The following is an 18,763-nucleotide window of genomic DNA, read 5'->3' as shown; positions in this document are numbered from 1 at the left end:
TCCCTGATAAATAGATCCTTAAAATTATCACTATTGTATTCGGAAGTAGAATGAGAGCAGGTATCTTCGGCCTTCTTCCTCGCTCTGGTTTTTAAACGTATAGATTAGTCTTTTCAAAAAAATCGATGACCAGAAAAGCCGACTTTCAACATTTGGCTAAAAATTTCCGTACTAGTACCAGAGACCAAATTAAGTGACAACATGATGAACAAGATCTTATTTGCATGGATAATTGGCTTGATATGGATAATCGATGCTCACGCTCAAGAGTTTCCATCTCAAGTATGGCATAATGGAAAAGTATTTCTAGAAAGCGGCGAACTGGTGGAGGGAAAGGTAAAATACGACCTAGACAACAACATCGTAACTGTGGCCACCGAATCGGTGGAAACCTACGGGGCAGTATCCGTAACCCGCTTTGAGATTTTCGACGAATACTACGGAGGTATCCGGGTATTTTACTCCCTACCCTATGCTGCAACTTCTGACTATAAAGTACCTATGTTTTTCGAATTGCTCGTCGAGGGACAGGAAGTTACACTGCTTTGTAGAGAATATATCACGGTGGATAACCGGGGCATGAACGGCATGGGCATGCGAGGAATGTACATGGGTCCGATGTGGGGACCTCCAATGATGGGCTTTAATCGACTGGCTTTTGATTACTATTTTTTGGCCGATAGCGGTATCCAAAAATATAGTCAAAAAAAGAGAGACCTATTTGACCTGATGGATGATCGCTCATCGGAAGTTAGGCTGTATATGCGAAAAAACCGCCTTTCGCACGATAAGCGGGGAGATCTACTACGGATTACAGCCTATTACAACCAACTGAAACAACCAAACTCGTAAATGAATAAACCCCTTATTTTAGTTTCCAACGACGACGGAATTACCTCCCGAGGCATCCGCGTGCTGGTAGATATCATGAAAGACCTGGGCGAAGTGGTGGTTGTGGCACCAGACAGTCCCCAGTCAGGGATGGGACATGCCATCACCATTGGAAACACCCTTCGGCTTTCCGAGGAGGAGATTTTTCAGGACGTGGTCGCCTACAAGTCCAGTGGTACCCCTGCGGACTGTGTCAAATTGGCTAAACACTATGTGCTGAAAGAAAAAAAACCGGATCTAGTGGTGAGTGGTATCAATCACGGAAGCAATACCTCCATCAGCGTTCTCTATTCCGGCACTATGTCGGCAGCCATCGAGGGGGCCATCGAAGGATTACCATCCATCGGATTCAGTCTGTGTGACTACAGCTCCAAGGCGGATTTTTCGCATGTCGAAGACTTTGTGAAGTCTATTGCCGAACAGGTGCTGCATAATGGTATTCCGAAAGGTGTGGCCTTAAATGTTAACTTCCCTCCCAAACGGAATGAGCCGTTAAAGGGAATCAAGATCTGTAGGCAGGCTCGTGCCAAATGGCAGGAAGATTTCGACGAACGGTTTGATCCCAATGGCCGCAAGTACTTTTGGATGGCTGGTAACTTTGTGAACTTCGACAAAGGTGAGGACAACGATGAATGGGCCATCGCCAACAACTTTGTCTCCGTGGTTCCCTGCCAATTTGATCTAACCGCCCACCACGCCATTTCCCAACTCAACAACGATTGGGATTGGGAAAAACTAAAAAATATTTAGGTTAAAACAGGATAGTAAGAGGGGCTGCTTCGATTGAGAAAACAGCCCCTCTTGCTTTGAGTATCACCCAATCTTCCAAACAGAATGTAGCTGCATGGAGATTTTGAATCACTCATTCAAACCCCCGCACGATTGGTAGTACGATGTGGCTGGGTCTGGCACCTCCGTGGTGGATAGTTTGCTGCGCCACCCGGGTCTCGGCATCGGTGCCCAATGGCTTACCGGTATTGGGATTCCGGTCAAACTGTGGAAAGTTACTGGAAGTGATGTCGATCCGTATACGGTGACCTGGTCGAAACACATTCGCAGTACCCATCATCTCTATGTCAAATTCATACACTTGATTGGGTGTCAATAGACTGATCTTATCCAGCCCATCCTTAAACTTGGCCCGAAGAATACCTTCGGAAACGGGATATGCACTGCCGTCGGGATATACATCGATTAGTTTGATCATCCAATCTGTGTCGGGACCGTCTGTAGCCGCATGCAGCTTCATCTTGATAGGACCCGCTACCGTCAAGGGCTCGGTGAGGTGGTCAGAGGTATATACCAATACATCGTTTCGCCTCTCAATGTCCCGCTGATCTTTGGGTCCCGCAACTGTTGGCGTCCCGCAGCAGTTATTACCTCCATAAGTCATCACCGGATGATTGGGGTCGTAGGTATAGGTATCTGTACCGGCACGGGATGGTTTTTCAAAGCTTAATTTCCCCCCTCCCCTCAAGGTATTTGCAGGACTTACTCCGGTAAGATACAATTCCCGGTAGCTGGTGCGCGGAATAGGCCAATCATCCTCGTGTCGCCATTGATTTTCACCCATGTAAAAAATCCGAACAGGTTTTTCCTTATCTATACCGTTTTGGATACCTTTTAGGTGATAATCATAATAACGAAGCTCTTCTTCATATAGATCCACAAAGGCATGAGCACCAAAATCCAAGTCCCCAAATTTCGTTCCCGGTCCGTGACCCCAAGGACCTACCAACAATTTGGTTCCTTTTCGGGCCTCCGGTGTGCCTCCCCGTTGCTTCATGCCCATATAGCCGTTGAGCGTACCCATTAGAAAAATATCGAACCATCCTCCGGTATTATAGGCTGGTACCATCACCTTTTCAAACCGTTCTTCATCACTGATCGATTTCCAATAATCATCGTAGCTTTCGTGGGCTAACCAATCGCGGTAATGCTGCACGGCATAGCCGGCACTCTGCAAGTCCCCGTCTTTTAGGGGCAGGTGCATCAGGATATTATCGTAGCGGAGTTCCTCCGGAGTGTAAGCCGCCGTATGCCAGTATTGAGGCAACATGATGCGGTTGGGCATGCGCACCACACCCCATCCATAGTTAAAGCTAAGGCGATTGGCCCCTCCCATAGTAATCCAATTGGCGTAAAGATTGGTAGAAGCCACCGATGGGAAGATCGCATCTAGGCTAGGTGGGGATTGACTCGCTGCCGCCCATTGATTGTGGCCAAGATAGGATCCGCCCTGCATGGCAATTTTTCCATTTGAAAAATCCTGCTTGGCGATCCATTCAATGGTATCGTATCCATCGTTTGCTTCGTCCCTAAAGGGCTCCCATTTGCCCTCACTCTCGTACCTGCCACGGACATCTTGGACAATACCAACATAGCCCCGCTGCGCAAACTTGATCATACGCTCGTGGTGCACATTATCCCGCTGTAGGCCATAGGGCGTTCGGGTTACAATGACAGGGTACCTTCCGGAATTCTTCGGCATATACAAATCTGCATATAGGATGGTGCCGTCCCGCATGGGAATAGCTTGCTGACGGAGAATCTTGATTTCGTTCAGCACAGGGTCTGGCTCCGGAACGGACAGAGGCTCGGAAAAGGAGCCTAATCCAACCAATACCAATAAGAGCAAACAGGATCTAAAATACCGATAAGAAAGGGTAAGGCGGGCAATTGAGAGGTTATGGGGTGCTGACATACACATAGAATAGTTTGATGGATGAATTAACCGTATACAAGCTATCCATTCTTTCCTTCATTTTCAACGTCTACTTGACCAAAAATCGACGAAACTACACGAAAGGCTCACAGACAACCCCAAAAGGCTGTCAGTTCGTTAATTTATGTCAATTCGCACCAGTTACGGGAGATTTTCCTGCAAAGATTTTGTAGTTTCACCCAATCAATTGAATGGCCGAAAAGCGATCTCATGCACCTACAAATTGGAGACATCCGACTAGAGTTACTCAAAGAAAAAGCCATATGGATTGCCTCTCTAGGTTCTTTGTTGTTGTCTGACATCCATTTTGGAAAGGCCGGCCACTTTCGAAAAGCTGGCATTCCCATATCAGAGTCAGTGCATGAGGCAGATTACCGCGTATTGGAACAACTTCTAGCCACCTACCAACCGAAGCAGGTCTTTTTTTTGGGAGATTTATTTCATAGCGAGTGGAACTCTCAGTGGGATGTTCTGGAAACCTTTCTAAAGCAATTTCCGGAAACGGTCTTTCACCTAGTCAGAGGAAACCATGATATCCTACCCGATGCGGTATACCAATCTTCCGTCCTGCAAGTGCACAGCGGTTCATTCGCATTGGAAAGTATACTTCTAAACCATGAACCACTGCCCGAGTTACCGAGTCAGCCCATTCAGATCTGCGGGCACATCCATCCCGGAGTTACTTTACGAGGCAAAGGACGTCAACGATTGAAAATTCCCTGCTTTTTATTTCGTAAAAACACCCTTGTGATGCCGGCATTTGGTGCCTTTACGGGGTTGTTTAACCTACTACCAGAGCCGGAAGATAGGGTATATCTGGTAACACCAACCAAAGTAATTCCCATGAATTTGGAAGATAGGGTTGGTTTAGTAGCTTCCGCTCGTTAATTTTGACTCTAATTTGGAATAAAAATGGTAAAGGCTCCGCGCAAAAAGACAAACTTGGGCAGCTATAAATTCGGCAGCGTTCTCTTTAGCATTACCCTCTCCCTGTTTATCACCGGTCTAGTGGGGCTGATCCTGTTGCAAGCCAAAGCACTCACCTCGCTGATTCGTGAAAATATCGAAATACAGGTATTTTTAAATAAAAACATATCCGATTCAGACATCAAAAAACTGGAAAATACCATCCGGTCCAAGCCATACATCCTGGAGAAAGACGGAGAACGAAGGTTTACTTACATTTCCAAAACAGCCGCCGCAGAGGTATTCACGGCCGAGATTGGTGAGGACTTTACCCTGTTTCTCAACGAAAATCCTCTGCGAGACACTTTTACGTTTTCCGTAGAAGAGTCCTACCAAACCGCTGAACTGCTAGAAGACATCGTACTCGAGCTGCAACTTATGGAGGGGGTTTTTGAGGTCACCTATATGCACGACCTAGTCGAGTCTATCAATAAAAACCTCGTGAAAGTCAGCATGGTTCTGGGCGCTTTTGTACTCATACTTCTAGTTACGGTCGTCATTCTGATCAATAATACGATACGGCTAGCCCTTTTTTCACAACGTTTTCTGATCCGCAGCATGCAACTGGTGGGTGCCACCAAAGGCTTTATTCGCAAGCCATTTCTATGGAGGTCGTTTTTCTTTGGAGCGATTGGAGGCCTATTGGCTTCGGCCATGCTGTTTGGGCTGATGGAATATGGACGTCAGATGATCGAAGGGTTTAACCTTCTCTACAATCTGGAATGGCTACTGCTGTTGTTTGTGGGTCTTATATTCTTGGGAGCCATACTCTCCTTATTGAGCACCCTGAAGTCGGTAAATAAGTATTTGAATATGTCGCTGGATGAACTTTACTAAATGCCAATCCGTGACCCTGCTATAGGCAGACACGTAGATCCGGCAACCATCACAAGGTCCGTCAATATGAGCGGGCATTAGACCAACCTAACACACGTACAAAAATGAAAAGCTCTTTTCCCTTTAAACATAAAAACTACCAATTGATGCTCATCGGCTTAGCTATGATAATTGCAGGGTTTACGATCATTGGGCTGGATGGCGAGCCCCACGGTTTTGGATTCATGGGACTCACCCTTGGCCCTATCATCACCTTAGGAGGCTTCATGTTCCAGTTTTACGCTATTTTTCACCAATCCAAAAACTAATCCATGACCACATTTGAAGCCATCATCCTGGGCATTGTCCAGGGGTTGACCGAATTTTTGCCCGTTTCTTCCAGTGGCCACCTAGAGATTGCGTCTGTGTTGTTGGGAAGTACCTCCCTGCCAGAGGAAAGTCTTCTATTTACCGTAGTGGTTCATTTTGCCACTGCCATGAGTACGATTGTTGTCTTTAGAAAAGATATTTTGCACATCCTACAGGGATTGCTGAAATTTCAGTGGAACGAAGAGGCCCAATTCTCGGTAAAAATCATCCTTTCCATGATTCCAGCGGTGATCATTGGGCTGTTTTTTGAAGAGGAGCTGGAGCAAATGTTTGGAGGAAAGATTATCTTAGTAGGTAGTATGCTTCTAGTCACTGCTCTGTTGCTATTTTTGGCAGACAAGGCCAAAAATACGGGCAAACCTGTTTCCACCGGGCAGGCAATAATCGTTGGATTTGCGCAGGCGGTCGCCATGTTACCTGGCATCTCCCGGTCCGGAGCTACTATTTCTACTTCGGTTTTGCTTGGTATCGACAAAGAGAAAGCCGCCCGTTTTTCCTTTTTGATGGTGCTACCCCTTATCATCGGTAAGATTGGCAAAGACATCTTGGACGGCGCATTGACATACGAGAGCGAAAACTTCGGCGTAATGGCCATCGCTTTTGTGGCGGCCTTTGTGGCCGGGCTTTTTGCCTGTTCCTGGATGATCCAACTGGTAAAAAAGAGTAAACTCACCATCTTTGCCGTGTATTGCCTCATCGTGGGGCTGATTGCCATTATTGGAGGGCTGATGACGTCATGACAGAGGAAGGAACCGTCTATTTAATCGATAAACCATACACCTGGACCTCGTTTGATGTGGTTAAAAAGGTTCGCAATGCGCTTAAAATCAAAAAGGTAGGGCATGCGGGCACCTTAGACCCTTTGGCAACCGGGCTATTGATTGTATGCGCAGGCAAAATGACCAAGCAGATCAACCGCTTCCAAAGTCAGGAAAAAGAATACGAGGGAACTTTTGTGCTAGGACAAACTACCGAATCCTTTGACTTGGAACAGGAAGTTGTGGATGTAGCAGATCCGAGACACCTCCTGAACGAACAGCTACATGAAGCAAGCCGACAGCTTACCGGAGATCTGATGCAGGTACCGCCCATACACTCAGCCATCAAAAAAGACGGAAAAAGAGCCTACATAGCGGCACGGAGTGGGCAGACTTTAGTAATTGATCCTAGACCGATCACAGTCAGTGAATTTGAGATTACAGCAGTATCCCTACCGGAGGTACACTTTCGAATAGTCTGTTCCAAAGGCACCTACATCCGCAGCCTTGCCCGTGATTTTGGTGAACTACTAGGCGTTGGCGCTTACCTTTCCAGACTGGTTCGAACCCGGATCGGTGATTTCCGGTTAAAAGACGCGGAACAACTTCCAGACCTGATCGAAAAATTGAAACAAGCGCAGCATGAAAATCCATAAGGATTTAGATCACCTTCCTGCCATCCAACAACCCGTAGTGACCATCGGAACTTTTGACGGGGTACACCTAGGCCACCAAAAGATCCTTAACCGAGTCCGGGAACTTGCCAGTGAGACCGATGGAGAGTCTGTGTTGCTGACCTTCTGGCCACACCCCCGTATGGTCCTGAGACCTGACCACCATCAGATCAAGCTTCTCTCCACACAAGAGGAAAAGCAACGGCTGCTAGCCCGTTTTGGCATTGACCACTTGGTCAGCATCCCTTTTACCGAGAGCTTTGCCGCCACGAGTTCTGAAGAGTTTATTCAGCACATCCTGCTCGAAAAGATTGGTACACGGAAATTGGTCATTGGCTATGATCACCGCTTTGGCAAAGGACGGGAAGGAGGATTTGATTATTTACAGGCCAACCAAAGTAGGTTTGGCTTTGAACTGGAGGAAATCTCGCGAGAAGATATCGACCATATCGGCATCAGCAGTACCAAAATACGTCAGGCACTAGAGGCAGGCGACCTGGAAACCGCCAGTAGCTTTTTGGGCAGACCCTACGAATTGACAGGTCAGGTAGTCTCTGGCAATCAGCTGGGGCGGAAAATCGGCTTTCCTACCGCCAACCTTGAGATCGGCGAAGCCCACAAGCTTATCCCTACAGACGGGGCTTACGTGGTGAGTGTCCTGCATGGAAATAAGGCGTACCGCGGCATGCTGAATATTGGCAACCGCCCTACCCTTCAGGGAGTCAACAAAACCGTTGAAGTACATTTAATCGACTTTTCGGGGGACTTGTATGGGGAGGAGCTGGAATTACACTTTCATCAATACCTCCGCGAAGAACGAAAGTTCAACAATCTACAGCAGCTCACTGATCAGTTGAATAGCGACAAGCAAGCGGTGTTGGATTTCTTTCAATGAGGGTGGTTGAAAATTGAAAATGGTTGGCAGGTGCATTGTTTACAAAGCTACATCATCCACCAAGCCTCGACCCCGTGAAAAAACCACGTCCCCCGTCTTGAGCAAATTTATTGCCGAAGGCATCCGTTAAAATTCTCCCAAATTCGCTATCTTTCCGGAGAACGTATCGATCTATCTTATATGCAAAAGCTACTAGTCATTTTCCTTGCAGCAGGTCTACTTGCCTGTAACCACCGATCAAACACCTACTCCGAGCTAGGAACGGACGGTTGGCTAAAAGGGACAGATGAACAAAAATTAGAAGAAGTGGCCCATCAACTTGGGGGATTTAGCCGCACCATGGTAGAAGTAAGCTACCGCTACAGCGAGCTTTATTGGGCTGGAGAAGATGAAAACTGGAAGTACGCGGAACATCAGTTAGAGCACCTGATCGAAGCACTGGAAGATGGACTAACTCGCCGTCCCGTACGGGCAGCATCCGCAAAAGACTTTTTGGAAACGACCTTACCCAACGTGGAGAAAGCTATTGAAAGTGGCGAAAAGGCCGTCTTTGATGAAGGATTCCAAGTCCTCACGCTGGGTTGTAATGCTTGCCATGCAAAGGAAGGTGAAGGATTTATCCGTATACAAGAACCTCTGGTCCGCAGTTCACCGGTACGCTTCTAGCTTAAAGCAAGTGCCTAAAATGGGCCAAGAAGTAGCTTTTGGCCTTGTCCAGGTCCTCTGGAGTGTCGATAGCAACAGCTTGATGATCGGTATGCACCATCTTGATACGAACGCCGTTCTCTAGTAGCCGAAGCTGCTCCAACATTTCCGTGCGTTCCAAGCCTGACTTATCCCATTGCGTAAAAGCCATCAGAAGGTTCTTTCGATAGGCATAAATGCCGATATGCCGGTAAAAATTCACTTTCGCAGGAGATTCTCTGATAAAGGGGATAGGTGAACGGCTAAAGTACAGCGAAAAATTTTCTTTGTCGACTACTACCTTCACCGTGTTCGGGTTCTGCACCTGCGAACCGTCCAATAGGGTAGTCATCAAAGAAGCCACCTGAACATCCTCATTCCGAAAGGCATCAACCAACTGCTTCAAGGAGAGCTGATCCTGAAAAGGCTCGTCTCCCTGTACGTTAACGACCACGTCGGCTTCCATTTCTGCTGCTGCCTCAGCAATTCGGTCCGAGCCACTTTCGTGTTCACGCTGACTCATAAAGACCTTCCCGCCTTCTGCCCGGATCACCCGGGCAATATCCTCGTGATCCGTCACCACGACCACCTCGTCAAAAACCCCCGTAGCCACTGTACTTAAGTAGGTACGGGCGATCAGCGGCTTGCCGTACAAGTCGGCCATTAACTTTGCGGGAAAACGGGTGGCTCCAAATCGGGCGGGAATCAGGGCTACAACTTTCATCTCTATATAAAATTTCGCAGGTACAATCCTTTTTCAGAAATTCGCTACAAGCTCCACCAAACCGGACATAGCAACAAAATTTCCTTCGGAGAACAAAATTAGGCAAAATTGATGCTAAAATACCCCGGTACCCAAAAAAATCAGGGGGTTGCACTAGGGGATTTCCCGTAAAACCCAGATAGCCATATCCTTGATCATAGGTGATGACTAGGTTGACGTTTGGCGATTTGGAAACCTCATTCAATGAAATCGAAATTAGATCAAGGAAAAACTGTAATTGTGGGGAAATTAGAAAATTAAATTCCGAACGGGTTGATCACCGCCCTGCTGGCCAAAGCTCGAAATATTAGTATGTAAACGTTGCCTACTCCTCTTCAAACCGCAACGGCACTTCCTTCTCCACATTGCCATTTTACATATCGATAAACTGAAACGTTTTGGAAACGTGGTTATAGGCAAAGAGTAGACGACTGGTATCCGTTTCGATCAAACGGGTAGATGATGGATTTACCAATATAAAATCTTTGGCTGGAAAGACTTCCTTTCCCACTTCGACAAGCCGCAAAGAACCCTTCGAAGTTTCTTTTTCACAGCCGATTAAAACCGCCCAAATTGTGGCAGTGAAAGTCAATCTTATAAATCTTTTTGGATGCATTGATTTTTAATAAAATGATTACTTATTTTCAATCCTTGAAACCGTTAGTCTCCGACCCTATTCTGATCGGATTATTTGTCCTCTTTGACCGGAATTCAATAAAGATACAATTTTAAAACTAACTTTTTAAATGAATTGTAAAATAAATTCTTACTAGACACCTTTCGACCAGTCTCTCAAAAATCTATGTGAACTATATTTCTATGTGGTAAAAATTCCAGATAGAATGGATTTACAGCCATTGTAACGGGACATGGGAATTGCAAATTCCTTTTATCTGTCATCGAAATTGCAAATTTCGAGGAGCCATTTCAGTTAAAGACCTTCGGGGTTTGAAAAACCCCAAAGGTCAATGACATCCCCGATTCTCTAGTCCATTATATCGCCGAAGGCATTGCATATATCATTTCAATATCGCCGAAGGCAAATATCACATAGCGAATATCACGAAGTAAATATCATTTCAAAAAGGTCTAGATCAAATCAATCAACAATCCTCCTAGTTGGGTACAAAGTCATGGCATCTTTAATAATCCGTTGGCCATAACCAAAAAACGTTCCCTCGTCTCCTTCTTTAAATTTTTGGTTGCCAAAATTCTCCCAATCCTTTAAAGTTAATTGGTCATCTGTATGGCTATATTGAAATGCATTTAATCCAAACAGGAACACATAGCCATTGTCCGTGCTTTTTACCTCGTCCCAAATAGTACTAAATGATTTCTCCCTATCCCCACTTACTCCTAAGGCTTGGGCGGCTAAAATCCTATTTGCGGCAAATTGATCCGTTCCGATACATTCCTTTAATTTTTGCTGGACAGAATCAGTGGCGGACCTGACTTGGAATAACCCATAAATCCCCCAAAACCTGACAATTGGATTTTCATGATCCATGGCTGCCATATATTCAGACAGATACGTTGAAGCCCCTAGGCTTGATAATTTGGCGATTTCCAGAATCTCAACAATTGGATAATCATCCCTGCTTTGGGCAAACTCATAGATGGTCTTAAACTTTTTCCCCTCCCCTGTCAACTCATGGAACATGGGTTCCGGAATCAAGCCCACATCCCGGGTTTTAATCATCCAAGCATCCAACTCTTCGGAAAGTTGGGTAACTCTATCCCGATGGACATTATCAGCAACAAGGTTTTCTACATGCCAAGGGTCTTTTTTCGAATCGAACAGTTCCGTCGCTTCCTTTGGCTCGAAAAACTTGGACTGCAAGTCATTGGTTTTGCCCGCCTCATGATGCGCTTCCCATGCCCTCCAGTTGGCTTGTACCTCAAAACCGTACCGTGAATCCCTTCCCAAGGGTCTATGTGGCATAAAATTTCTAATAAAATAAAACTTTCCATCAGTAACCGCACGTGAGAAATCATACCTCTCTCCCATCCGATCCCGGTAAAAGTGAATAAAGGGCTTTTTCGTTTTCGCATCCAGAAAATTATTTCCCTGCATGATGTCAGGAATGTCAATACCCGCAAGGGATAGCAGTGTCGGGGCCAAATCAACAAAACTCACTAAGCTTTCATCTATAGAGAAGTCAGATTTAGGCGAAAGATGCTTCCATTTTTCCGGTATGTGGATCATCATTGGAACTTGCGTGCCCACATTAAATATAAAACGCTTGGACCTTGACAATTGGCCTCCATGGTCGGAATAAAAGAAAACGATGGTATTGTCGGCACGGCCCTCATCTTCCAGTTCCTGCAATAAATCTCCCGTCATCTTATCCATAAGCGTGATCAGATCATGCAACCTGGCCCAATCTTTTCTAATTTCAGGCAAATCGGGATGGTAAGGAGGCAAATTAATTTCGCTGGGATCTATTCGGGGTTTAGCCGGGATTTGTTGTGTTTCGATGTAATGGTTGATCCTATCCTCGCTTAACGGGCTTTCATGGGTGACCGTATTATTGAATACGGCGAAAAAGGGTTGACCGGGCGTTCTATTTTTGTAATGCGCCTGATTACTGGATTCATCCCATACGTCCGGATCCGTTTCAAAGTTTGAATTGTAATCCTTTTTACTGTTGTTGGTGCAATAGTACCCGTTTTCCCGAAGCAGTTTTGGATAGGCGGGTATTTCATCGGGTAACTGTACCCTACTGCGCATTTGATGAGTTCCTGTGGTGGAGGCATACATGCCCGACAAAATGGTTGCCCGTGCCACGGCACAGACGGGTGCGTTGGCATAGGCATGCGAAAACTGGATGGATTTTTTGGCCAGTTTATCCAAATTGGGGGTGTATGCCTGCGAAAAACCATAGCTGCCCAGGTAAGGACTGATGTCCTCACAAGTTATCCATAAGATATTGGGTTTTTCGCTTTTATCGGAGACGGTATTTTCTTGGGAAAATACCGCATTGACACATGCAAAAAGGACAAAAGAATATACCAGGTAGATTTTAGGTATCATCTGTTGATCGATAATTCATCCGGATTGGGAAATTCCCGCATGGGGCTATAGCGGATATAGGAATCAAACACTTCGGTATCCGGTCCTACCACCCGGGGGTCTTTTGAATCAGTTAACTCCGCCATTAATACTTCCTGCATTTCATTTTTTAAACCGATATAATCGGGATCTTCGGCAAGGTTAACAAGACAGTAGGGGTCGTTAGCTACGTCAAATAGTTGATATTCGGGAATTTTGGCAAAGGCTGCATCAAAAAATGGCCTTACCTCTTCATCTTCCCAATTCTCAATAATATACGATTTGGTCGGAGAGGGATCCACATCTGTAAAGGCCCAATCGGAATGATGAACGCCATCTTTATCTATCCCATACAAGGGAAGCAGTTCATTTTCCGTTCCCGGTTTAATTGCCTGGGGATCACCTGCGGGCCAACGGTCCGGCTTTGCATTCCATATCAGGATATGGTCCACACTTCGTACGGCTCGTTGCGGATAGCCCCAGTTTTGATAGCGTGAGGAAGAATGCCGTTCCCGTCCTGAAAACACATAGTTAAAGTTTTCGTCAATTTTGCCCTGCTTGTCAGACTCCAGGAGATGTCGGAAACTCCTTCCAGATATGGGCAGCATGCCAGCGGAACTGGTATTTGTCACATCTAAAATCGTGGGGGCCAAATCCGAAAAGCTGATAGGATCATCCACCTTTCTTCCACCCGGGAAAGCCTTGGGATACCTTACCGCAAAAGGCACATGTACGCCGTAGTCGTAACTATTGGCTTTGGCTCTTGGGAAGGGCATTCCGTTATCGGCTGTCACGATGATGATGGTATTTTCAAGCTCCCCAATTTCCTCCAGGTAATTCAGCATCAATTCCAGTTGATGGTCAAACCATTCAATTTCCACGGCATAATCCAGCATATCCCCACGAACGATATCATGGTCGGGGAAGAAACCAGGAACCTGCACATCACTTAACTTTTTATTTGTTCGTTTCCACGAATCCTTTTCATAGTCCCGGTGTGGCTCCGTGGCACCATACCAGAAGAAAAAGGGCTGGTCGGAGCGGACACTGTCCATAAAGTACTTGAAGTTTTCAAAATAATTCAAATCGCTGATTTTATTGGCTGGTCTTGGGTCATTACCTGCCTCGTAGCGGATATTGGAATGGGTAATTCCCGCGGCATCCGTTTCCCTCCAAAGGGAATCATTCTCATCCCGGGCATATCGGAATGGAGAAACGCCTTTGCCGGTTCTTCCCGTGATGTACCCATTGCCGTCAAGCATATCGACAAAGGGCACAACCTTTTTCAGCCAGGGAGCGGCATGTTGGCCCGCTTGTTCATTTTGCCAATGGTACCTGCCGGTGACAATGGCACTTCGAGAGGGCGCACAACCTGGGGATCCTGCCATGCAATGATTAAAATACACCCCTTCTCTAGCTACCCGGTCAAATCCGGGGGTATTGACAAAAGTACTTCCCGCAAAACTTGTATGGGCAAAGGATTGGTCGTCACTGATGACAAATAGAATGTTGGGTTTTTTGTCGATGGATTTTTCCGGATCGGTTGAGCATCCCGTCAAGTGGGAAATGATTAAAATGCTTACTACGAAAGGTATATATTTCATTGTTTTGTATTGAAGGTAAATGACATAGAGATGAAAAATCAGTAGAAAGTGAAGAAAAGATAGCAAGTTAATTTCTACCTACTATCTTCTCAGCATACCTTGTCTGCCATTTAGGAGATGGTAATTTATAAAAATACAAATTTTTCGTTAAGTCAAATAGAAAAGTTAAATTGAACCTGTTCAAAACATATATTTTACCATCTTTTAGGGAATGGGGTAAAAAAATTACTTTTTACTGGTTGAACGCTCCTATCAACTCGTGTATTTCACGGTAACTTTTCGTAAGGAGTTTACTTTAAAATGTTACTTCTCTACTGGAGAAAAAATCACAGCCAAACCGTTTTGTTTTAGGATATTCTTTTCAAAAATAGTTTTGAAGTTGACTTCCATATCTTCGATACGCACGTTGGTACGGGTATTTAGGGATTTATCATCAGAATACACGGTTGCTCTGTAGGTAGTGTTCTCATCAAGGAAATCAAGTTTTAAGGAAAGCTTGTATTCCCCGGTCCCGGCAATAGCACCCAAGTACCATTTATCGCCATTTTTACGTGCAATGGACACATACTTTCCCGGATAACCTTCAATAATCTTGGTATCATCCCAAACTGTTGGCACATCGTCAAAAAATTGCAGGTCATCTATTTCAGGAATTGCCCCTTCCGCACCGCCGGCACCTCCCGTTCTGGAAGGAGCGCCTGCAGGCCTATCATACCAAAATAGAAATTGCCAGGGACTATAAATACAAATTACCTTTGCCATTTGCGAAGCGTGGGATCCCATTTTTTCGGTTACACGAGGGGCAAAATAACAATTGGTCTGATCATCATCCGTGTGAAAATGGTAGCGATAACACCATCATTTGGCGTGCTTTCCTCATCGCCCCGAATTCCTTCCTGGGTCATTAAATTAGGATAAGTGCGTGAGTAACCCGTAGGCCGGTATTCATCATGCACATCAACCATTAATTCATGTTCGGCGGCTTTCCTTACGGCGTCATGAAGCCAACTTGTCCACTTTTGCGGACCTACATTCACAAATCCGTATTTTAAACCTGCCACACCCCACGATTTCAGCAAGGGTAAAACCTCATCCAATTGTTTTTCCAGTGCCCTGCGGTTCACGTAGAGGATTATTCCTATCTCCTTATCATTGGCATAGTCAATCACCGTTTGTAAATCAAGCGGGCCAGGCGAGCGGTTAGGATCAACAGTTACCGTTGTTGCATCTGATGCATCATCGTATTCATTTCCATACCAACCGGCATCGAATTCAACGAACTGTAAGTTGTGTTTTACGGCAAAATCTACACATGCAATTCCTCCCTGTGTGGTTAAGGTAACTTCGCGTATCACTTTCCCGGGTTTAATAAAGGAAGCATCCGCAATTTTATTTGCTTCGTTCAGGTTCAACAACAAGTAATTATTTTGTAAAATCTGTGCTGTGTTTTTACCCGCCATCACATAACGCCATGGCGTGTTGTAACCACCCTTGGGAACAACGACAGGGTATTGATCTTTATCGCCTTTTTCAAGTGAGGCTAGCAGTGTATTGGCCTTTTTTTCATGCTTTTCAAATTTCATGCGGGCAAAATCCACCAAAGCAGCTTCACCAATTGCTGTAAAAACCGAATCCGAAAGTTCAGCCAGCAATGGCCGTTCCGCAATAAACGAAAGCGCTGAAAGCCTGTGTTTTTTAATTTCACCTTGGGCAGCAGCACTTACCCAAATAGTTGCATCAACCGGATAGATAAATTCAGTTAATTCTTTATCAATTTGCAAATCCACGTTGCTGTTAATCTCATACCTGAAAGCCACACCTTCGTTGTAGGCACGAATGCGAAGTGCAAATTCTCCCTGCCAACCGGTACTTTTCAGGTGAACGACGATCTCGTTATAATGGTCGTTATACACACTTTTTTCGCCATAAACAGGTTTCCAGGTTGTATTATGGGATGCCTTTTCGATTTTCACAAGCGTCACACTGTCCGGTAGTATTGTACCATCGTTTAGTTTAAAACCTAAAGCTGACTTTTCGATAATTGATAGGTCTTTCCAGTTAATGGAGTAGGCAAAATCATCTTTTACATCGAGGTTAAACGTGTACAAATTATCCGGGCTGCTTAACTTAACTTTATCAATGTTCTTTTTGCAACCTGTTATAGAAAGTGCCAGGATAAAAATCCAACATATGTTATTTTTCAATGGAATCATCTGTGTTTTATTTTATAACAGCTACGCATCAAATTATTTAACAAAATGCCCTCCGCTTGTCGGGCATCCGAATGAACAGGGCGATTGGAGGAGGGTGTCTGTTGTGCAGGAAGGGTTGAGCAAATCACTTGATAGCCCAATAGAAAGAACAGTGTGGTTTTGAAATGTATCATTTGTAATGCTAGACGGAAAGATATTGGGTGTGGAAAATGCAAATTTCCGTTTAAGGGACAAAATGAGCTTGAATTTAACTTTACAATCTTTAACCAAGTTTACAAAAAATTTGAAGGTTATTTGTTAAAATTATCTAAAAAAAGTTAAACCTCTTTGAATAGGGTTAATTTAAACTGTAAATCTATGTAGCTTTAAATGATTGTTATACAGTAAATTAATTGTCAGAATAAAAAACGATAATCATTTTGAAGACCCAAATGTAATAAAACATGAAAAATTTTACAGTCATATGCGCCTTGTTTATTCTTTTAAGCTGCTCAGAAAACAAGTCTTCATCCGAAAGCGATTTGGGTTTTTTGTTAAGCCAGGATACCGTAATGATTGATCCAAAAGGGGGCATCATCAACCTGAGGTATGGGCTTACCAATCCCGAGCTTTCCCCAGACGGTAAATACCTTTACCATTATACCCATGGACAAGCGAAATTCGATAAGATCAACCTGGAGAATTTCGAATTGGAGGAGATGTTGCAGTTTGAAAAAGAAGGCCCCAATGGAATGGGATCCTATAATGTATGATGAGTTGGGGATCGTGAGAATAACGATAGATTGAGAGAAAAGTGAATATTTTCGATACATCAACAAAAACCAATCGATTGCTACCTTCTTTATTCATATAATGGTCATTCCTGCTTATCAAACTGTACCACTAAATATCTTAAGCTCTCCTCATTAAAATCTGGACTGTTTTCGTTATTCAAAGATAGGTATAATCCCCTTTCCCCGACAAACATATTAGAAGTAGCGTGAATCTGAAACTTTTCAAAAACAAATTCTCCCACCACATTCAAATCCTTATCCAAAACCATAATCCCCGTATAAGGACGGGATCTATCCAATCTCCATAAATCTTCCATCGAATATTGCTCATCGTCTTCGTATCCTGGGAAAAAAAATCTATAGAAGCAATCTCTATACTTATCATACAATAAAATTCCATACAAATCATGCTTTATTCGATTGCGTAAACCCTCTTCATTGCTACCAGGTATCTCATTCACATAATAGAAATTATTTATTTTGTCTGATTTGGCGATCACTTTCTCCTCTACTACTTCTGTTTCCATATTAAAAACCTGAATTTCATGGTCGTACCAAGGTGAAATGTATAACTTATTTTCTCTTCTGGCCCATGAAAAATTGGAAAGCTTCTTTCCTTTACTCCAATAATTTTGAGAATAAAAAACATCATACCACTTTTCTTTATTTAAAATCAAGTCAAAACTATATACCAAAGGATGTCTCATTATATCAGATTCTGACATCTTATGGTGACCCATAAATAGCGGCTGCATTCCAAATACTTTATTTCGGTACAAGTATAATGATTGATAAAAATTTGAATATACTACCGTAATATCAATTAGGTCTAATTTAATACTCCTTTTAAATAATAAATTACCGTCAAAATCGGTGTAACCTATTGCATGTGGAGAAAAAGTAAGCCAAATCCTGTTGTTTTCTAAATTTCCAACACCTGTAAAATTCCGCACACTATTTGGCCCATCATAATCAAGGATTATTTCCTTTACTAATTTTCCATTCTCTAAATTAAAAATATTAAAATTTTTGGAAATATGACTTAGTACAAAAATAAACCTACCAGAATCTGATTCGATTAATCTAATTTGTGCAGGATTTGGAGACAGCATTACTTCAGGTATAACCTCCAATACATCTACAATTTTAAAATCTAAAATTTGATTACTTTTTGTCCCTTCGCAGGAACAAAAAAAAGTAATAAACAATACAAAAATAATATTTCTCATCGTAAAATGGAAATAATTAAGACTACAGCCATAATTAAATAATGACTGTAGTCTATCATTTAACAGCCTGATTCGCAGATACATGAAACTGTAGTAATGGGTTGCTTACAACCGTCCTGACTTGGATCATTTGGATTATTAATCCAATCGCACCAAGGCACATCATTTTGAGCAATTGCACTCCTATTTGAGTTTGTAGATAAAGTTAAACCTACCACGGCTGCCAACGATCCCAATAAAAGAACTGGCTTTTTAAAGTACTTTTTCATAATAGTATTATTTTGAGGTTTATAATGATTTGCCTAAGATATAAAAAAAAAGATAACATTT

18 protein-coding genes are annotated in these 18,763 nt (G+C 43.8%); 10 read left to right on the top strand and 8 right to left on the bottom strand.

The annotated features are described in order from the left end of the window. Window positions 1-201: 201 nt before the first annotated feature. Both JJU34_RS06410 and surE read left to right on the top strand, forming a co-directional pair. Window positions 202-852 (top strand): hypothetical protein, encoded by a 651-nt coding sequence (locus tag JJU34_RS06410; protein WP_366512676.1) that lies wholly within the window; start codon window positions 202-204, stop codon window positions 850-852. Continuing rightward, window positions 853-1,641, top strand: coding sequence for a 5'/3'-nucleotidase SurE (gene surE, locus JJU34_RS06405; protein WP_228691502.1), 789 nt, complete (start codon window positions 853-855; stop codon window positions 1,639-1,641). Window positions 1,642-1,753: 112 nt separating this feature from the next. On the opposite strand, the gene JJU34_RS06400 is transcribed toward surE, so the two are convergent. After that, window positions 1,754-3,595 carry a CocE/NonD family hydrolase gene (locus tag JJU34_RS06400; protein WP_228691501.1) on the bottom strand — a complete coding sequence of 614 codons (1,842 nt, stop codon included), beginning with the start codon at window positions 3,593-3,595 and terminating at the stop codon, window positions 1,754-1,756. A 231-nt stretch (window positions 3,596-3,826) separates the two neighbouring features. Between JJU34_RS06400 and pdeM the strand changes: the two genes are divergently transcribed. The 7 genes from pdeM to JJU34_RS06365 all read left to right on the top strand — a co-directional run bounded on the left by pdeM (window position 3,827) and on the right by JJU34_RS06365 (window position 8,781). Further along, window positions 3,827-4,504: a ligase-associated DNA damage response endonuclease PdeM gene (gene pdeM, locus JJU34_RS06395; RefSeq protein ID WP_228691500.1), complete on the top strand. Its 678-nt coding sequence runs from the start codon at window positions 3,827-3,829 to the stop codon at window positions 4,502-4,504. Between the two features lie 24 nt (window positions 4,505-4,528). Beyond that, window positions 4,529-5,419, top strand: coding sequence for a permease-like cell division protein FtsX (locus JJU34_RS06390; RefSeq protein ID WP_228691499.1), 891 nt, complete (start codon window positions 4,529-4,531; stop codon window positions 5,417-5,419). 104 nt (window positions 5,420-5,523) lie between these two features. Next, window positions 5,524-5,727: a DUF3098 domain-containing protein gene (locus tag JJU34_RS06385; protein ID WP_228691498.1), complete on the top strand. Its 204-nt coding sequence runs from the start codon at window positions 5,524-5,526 to the stop codon at window positions 5,725-5,727. A gap of 3 nt (window positions 5,728-5,730) precedes the next feature. After that, complete coding sequence (locus JJU34_RS06380) at window positions 5,731-6,528, top strand: undecaprenyl-diphosphate phosphatase (RefSeq protein ID WP_228691497.1); 798 nt, start codon at window positions 5,731-5,733, stop codon at window positions 6,526-6,528. Further along, entirely contained in the window at window positions 6,525-7,202 is a 678-nt protein-coding gene (gene truB, locus JJU34_RS06375) for a tRNA pseudouridine(55) synthase TruB (protein WP_228691496.1), read from the top strand. Before JJU34_RS06380 ends, truB begins: the two co-directional genes overlap by 4 nt. After that, window positions 7,189-8,115, top strand: a complete 927-nt coding sequence (locus JJU34_RS06370) for a bifunctional riboflavin kinase/FAD synthetase (RefSeq protein ID WP_228691495.1) — start codon at window positions 7,189-7,191, stop codon at window positions 8,113-8,115. Before truB ends, JJU34_RS06370 begins: the two co-directional genes overlap by 14 nt. Window positions 8,116-8,295: 180 nt before the next feature. Beyond that, window positions 8,296-8,781, top strand: a complete 486-nt coding sequence (locus JJU34_RS06365; protein WP_228691494.1) for a hypothetical protein — start codon at window positions 8,296-8,298, stop codon at window positions 8,779-8,781. Between the two features lies 1 nt (window position 8,782). Here the strand turns inward: JJU34_RS06365 and kdsB are convergent, their stop codons facing one another. The 5 genes from kdsB to JJU34_RS06340 all read right to left on the bottom strand — a co-directional run bounded on the left by kdsB (window position 8,783) and on the right by JJU34_RS06340 (window position 16,431). After that, window positions 8,783-9,523 (bottom strand): 3-deoxy-manno-octulosonate cytidylyltransferase, encoded by a 741-nt coding sequence (kdsB, locus tag JJU34_RS06360; protein ID WP_228691493.1) that lies wholly within the window; start codon window positions 9,521-9,523, stop codon window positions 8,783-8,785. A 1,138-nt stretch (window positions 9,524-10,661) separates the two neighbouring features. Further along, the gene (locus JJU34_RS06355; protein ID WP_228691492.1) at window positions 10,662-12,596 is read right to left on the bottom strand and encodes a sulfatase; all 1,935 of its coding nucleotides are present in this window, start codon (window positions 12,594-12,596) and stop codon (window positions 10,662-10,664) included. Continuing rightward, the gene (locus JJU34_RS06350; protein WP_228691491.1) at window positions 12,593-14,218 is read right to left on the bottom strand and encodes a sulfatase; all 1,626 of its coding nucleotides are present in this window, start codon (window positions 14,216-14,218) and stop codon (window positions 12,593-12,595) included. The genes JJU34_RS06355 and JJU34_RS06350 overlap by 4 nt, the downstream gene beginning before the upstream one ends. Window positions 14,219-14,521: 303 nt before the next feature. After that, on the bottom strand, window positions 14,522-14,980 hold the full coding sequence (locus JJU34_RS06345) for a glycoside hydrolase family 97 C-terminal domain-containing protein (RefSeq protein ID WP_228691490.1): 459 nt from the start codon (window positions 14,978-14,980) through the stop codon (window positions 14,522-14,524). Between the two features lie 29 nt (window positions 14,981-15,009). Beyond that, the gene (locus JJU34_RS06340) at window positions 15,010-16,431 is read right to left on the bottom strand and encodes a glycoside hydrolase family 97 N-terminal domain-containing protein (RefSeq protein WP_228691489.1); all 1,422 of its coding nucleotides are present in this window, start codon (window positions 16,429-16,431) and stop codon (window positions 15,010-15,012) included. A gap of 443 nt (window positions 16,432-16,874) precedes the next feature. On the opposite strand from JJU34_RS06340, the gene JJU34_RS06335 reads away from it, so the two are divergent. Next, complete coding sequence (locus JJU34_RS06335; RefSeq protein WP_228691488.1) at window positions 16,875-17,183, top strand: DUF4221 family protein; 309 nt, start codon at window positions 16,875-16,877, stop codon at window positions 17,181-17,183. A 104-nt stretch (window positions 17,184-17,287) separates the two neighbouring features. Here JJU34_RS06335 and JJU34_RS06330 read toward each other — a convergent pair whose 3' ends face one another. Together JJU34_RS06330 and JJU34_RS06325 are read right to left on the bottom strand one after the other, a co-directional pair. Then, window positions 17,288-18,433 (bottom strand): DUF4221 family protein, encoded by a 1,146-nt coding sequence (locus JJU34_RS06330; protein ID WP_228691487.1) that lies wholly within the window; start codon window positions 18,431-18,433, stop codon window positions 17,288-17,290. Window positions 18,434-18,492: 59 nt separating this feature from the next. Then, window positions 18,493-18,702 carry a hypothetical protein gene (locus JJU34_RS06325; protein WP_228691486.1) on the bottom strand — a complete coding sequence of 70 codons (210 nt, stop codon included), beginning with the start codon at window positions 18,700-18,702 and terminating at the stop codon, window positions 18,493-18,495. Window positions 18,703-18,763: the final 61 nt, after the last annotated feature.

Origin of the sequence: Lunatimonas sp., assembly GCF_020832325.1 — a bacterium.
Taxonomy (GTDB): domain Bacteria; phylum Bacteroidota; class Bacteroidia; order Cytophagales; family Cyclobacteriaceae; genus Lunatimonas.
This window is presented reverse-complemented; position numbering and strand designations above follow the sequence as displayed.

What these genes read in the sequence shown, in the direction of transcription:
- JJU34_RS06330 (WP_228691487.1), bottom strand. Translation starts at nt 18,433, where the DNA reads ATGAGAAATATTATTTTTGTATTGTTTATTACTTTTTTTTGTTCCTGC.
- JJU34_RS06390 (WP_228691499.1), top strand. Translation starts at nt 4,529, where the DNA reads ATGGTAAAGGCTCCGCGCAAAAAGACAAACTTGGGCAGCTATAAATTC.
- kdsB (WP_228691493.1), bottom strand. Translation starts at nt 9,523, where the DNA reads ATGAAAGTTGTAGCCCTGATTCCCGCCCGATTTGGAGCCACCCGTTTT.
- JJU34_RS06345 (WP_228691490.1), bottom strand. Translation starts at nt 14,980, where the DNA reads ATGGCAAAGGTAATTTGTATTTATAGTCCCTGGCAATTTCTATTTTGG.
- JJU34_RS06380 (WP_228691497.1), top strand. Translation starts at nt 5,731, where the DNA reads ATGACCACATTTGAAGCCATCATCCTGGGCATTGTCCAGGGGTTGACC.
- JJU34_RS06335 (WP_228691488.1), top strand. Translation starts at nt 16,875, where the DNA reads ATGAAAAATTTTACAGTCATATGCGCCTTGTTTATTCTTTTAAGCTGC.
- JJU34_RS06400 (WP_228691501.1), bottom strand. Translation starts at nt 3,595, where the DNA reads ATGTCAGCACCCCATAACCTCTCAATTGCCCGCCTTACCCTTTCTTAT.
- JJU34_RS06340 (WP_228691489.1), bottom strand. Translation starts at nt 16,431, where the DNA reads ATGATTCCATTGAAAAATAACATATGTTGGATTTTTATCCTGGCACTT.
- JJU34_RS06410 (WP_366512676.1), top strand. Translation starts at nt 202, where the DNA reads ATGATGAACAAGATCTTATTTGCATGGATAATTGGCTTGATATGGATA.
- JJU34_RS06355 (WP_228691492.1), bottom strand. Translation starts at nt 12,596, where the DNA reads ATGATACCTAAAATCTACCTGGTATATTCTTTTGTCCTTTTTGCATGT.
- truB (WP_228691496.1), top strand. Translation starts at nt 6,525, where the DNA reads ATGACAGAGGAAGGAACCGTCTATTTAATCGATAAACCATACACCTGG.
- JJU34_RS06365 (WP_228691494.1), top strand. Translation starts at nt 8,296, where the DNA reads ATGCAAAAGCTACTAGTCATTTTCCTTGCAGCAGGTCTACTTGCCTGT.
- JJU34_RS06325 (WP_228691486.1), bottom strand. Translation starts at nt 18,702, where the DNA reads ATGAAAAAGTACTTTAAAAAGCCAGTTCTTTTATTGGGATCGTTGGCA.
- JJU34_RS06350 (WP_228691491.1), bottom strand. Translation starts at nt 14,218, where the DNA reads ATGAAATATATACCTTTCGTAGTAAGCATTTTAATCATTTCCCACTTG.
- JJU34_RS06370 (WP_228691495.1), top strand. Translation starts at nt 7,189, where the DNA reads ATGAAAATCCATAAGGATTTAGATCACCTTCCTGCCATCCAACAACCC.
- surE (WP_228691502.1), top strand. Translation starts at nt 853, where the DNA reads ATGAATAAACCCCTTATTTTAGTTTCCAACGACGACGGAATTACCTCC.
- JJU34_RS06385 (WP_228691498.1), top strand. Translation starts at nt 5,524, where the DNA reads ATGAAAAGCTCTTTTCCCTTTAAACATAAAAACTACCAATTGATGCTC.
- pdeM (WP_228691500.1), top strand. Translation starts at nt 3,827, where the DNA reads ATGCACCTACAAATTGGAGACATCCGACTAGAGTTACTCAAAGAAAAA.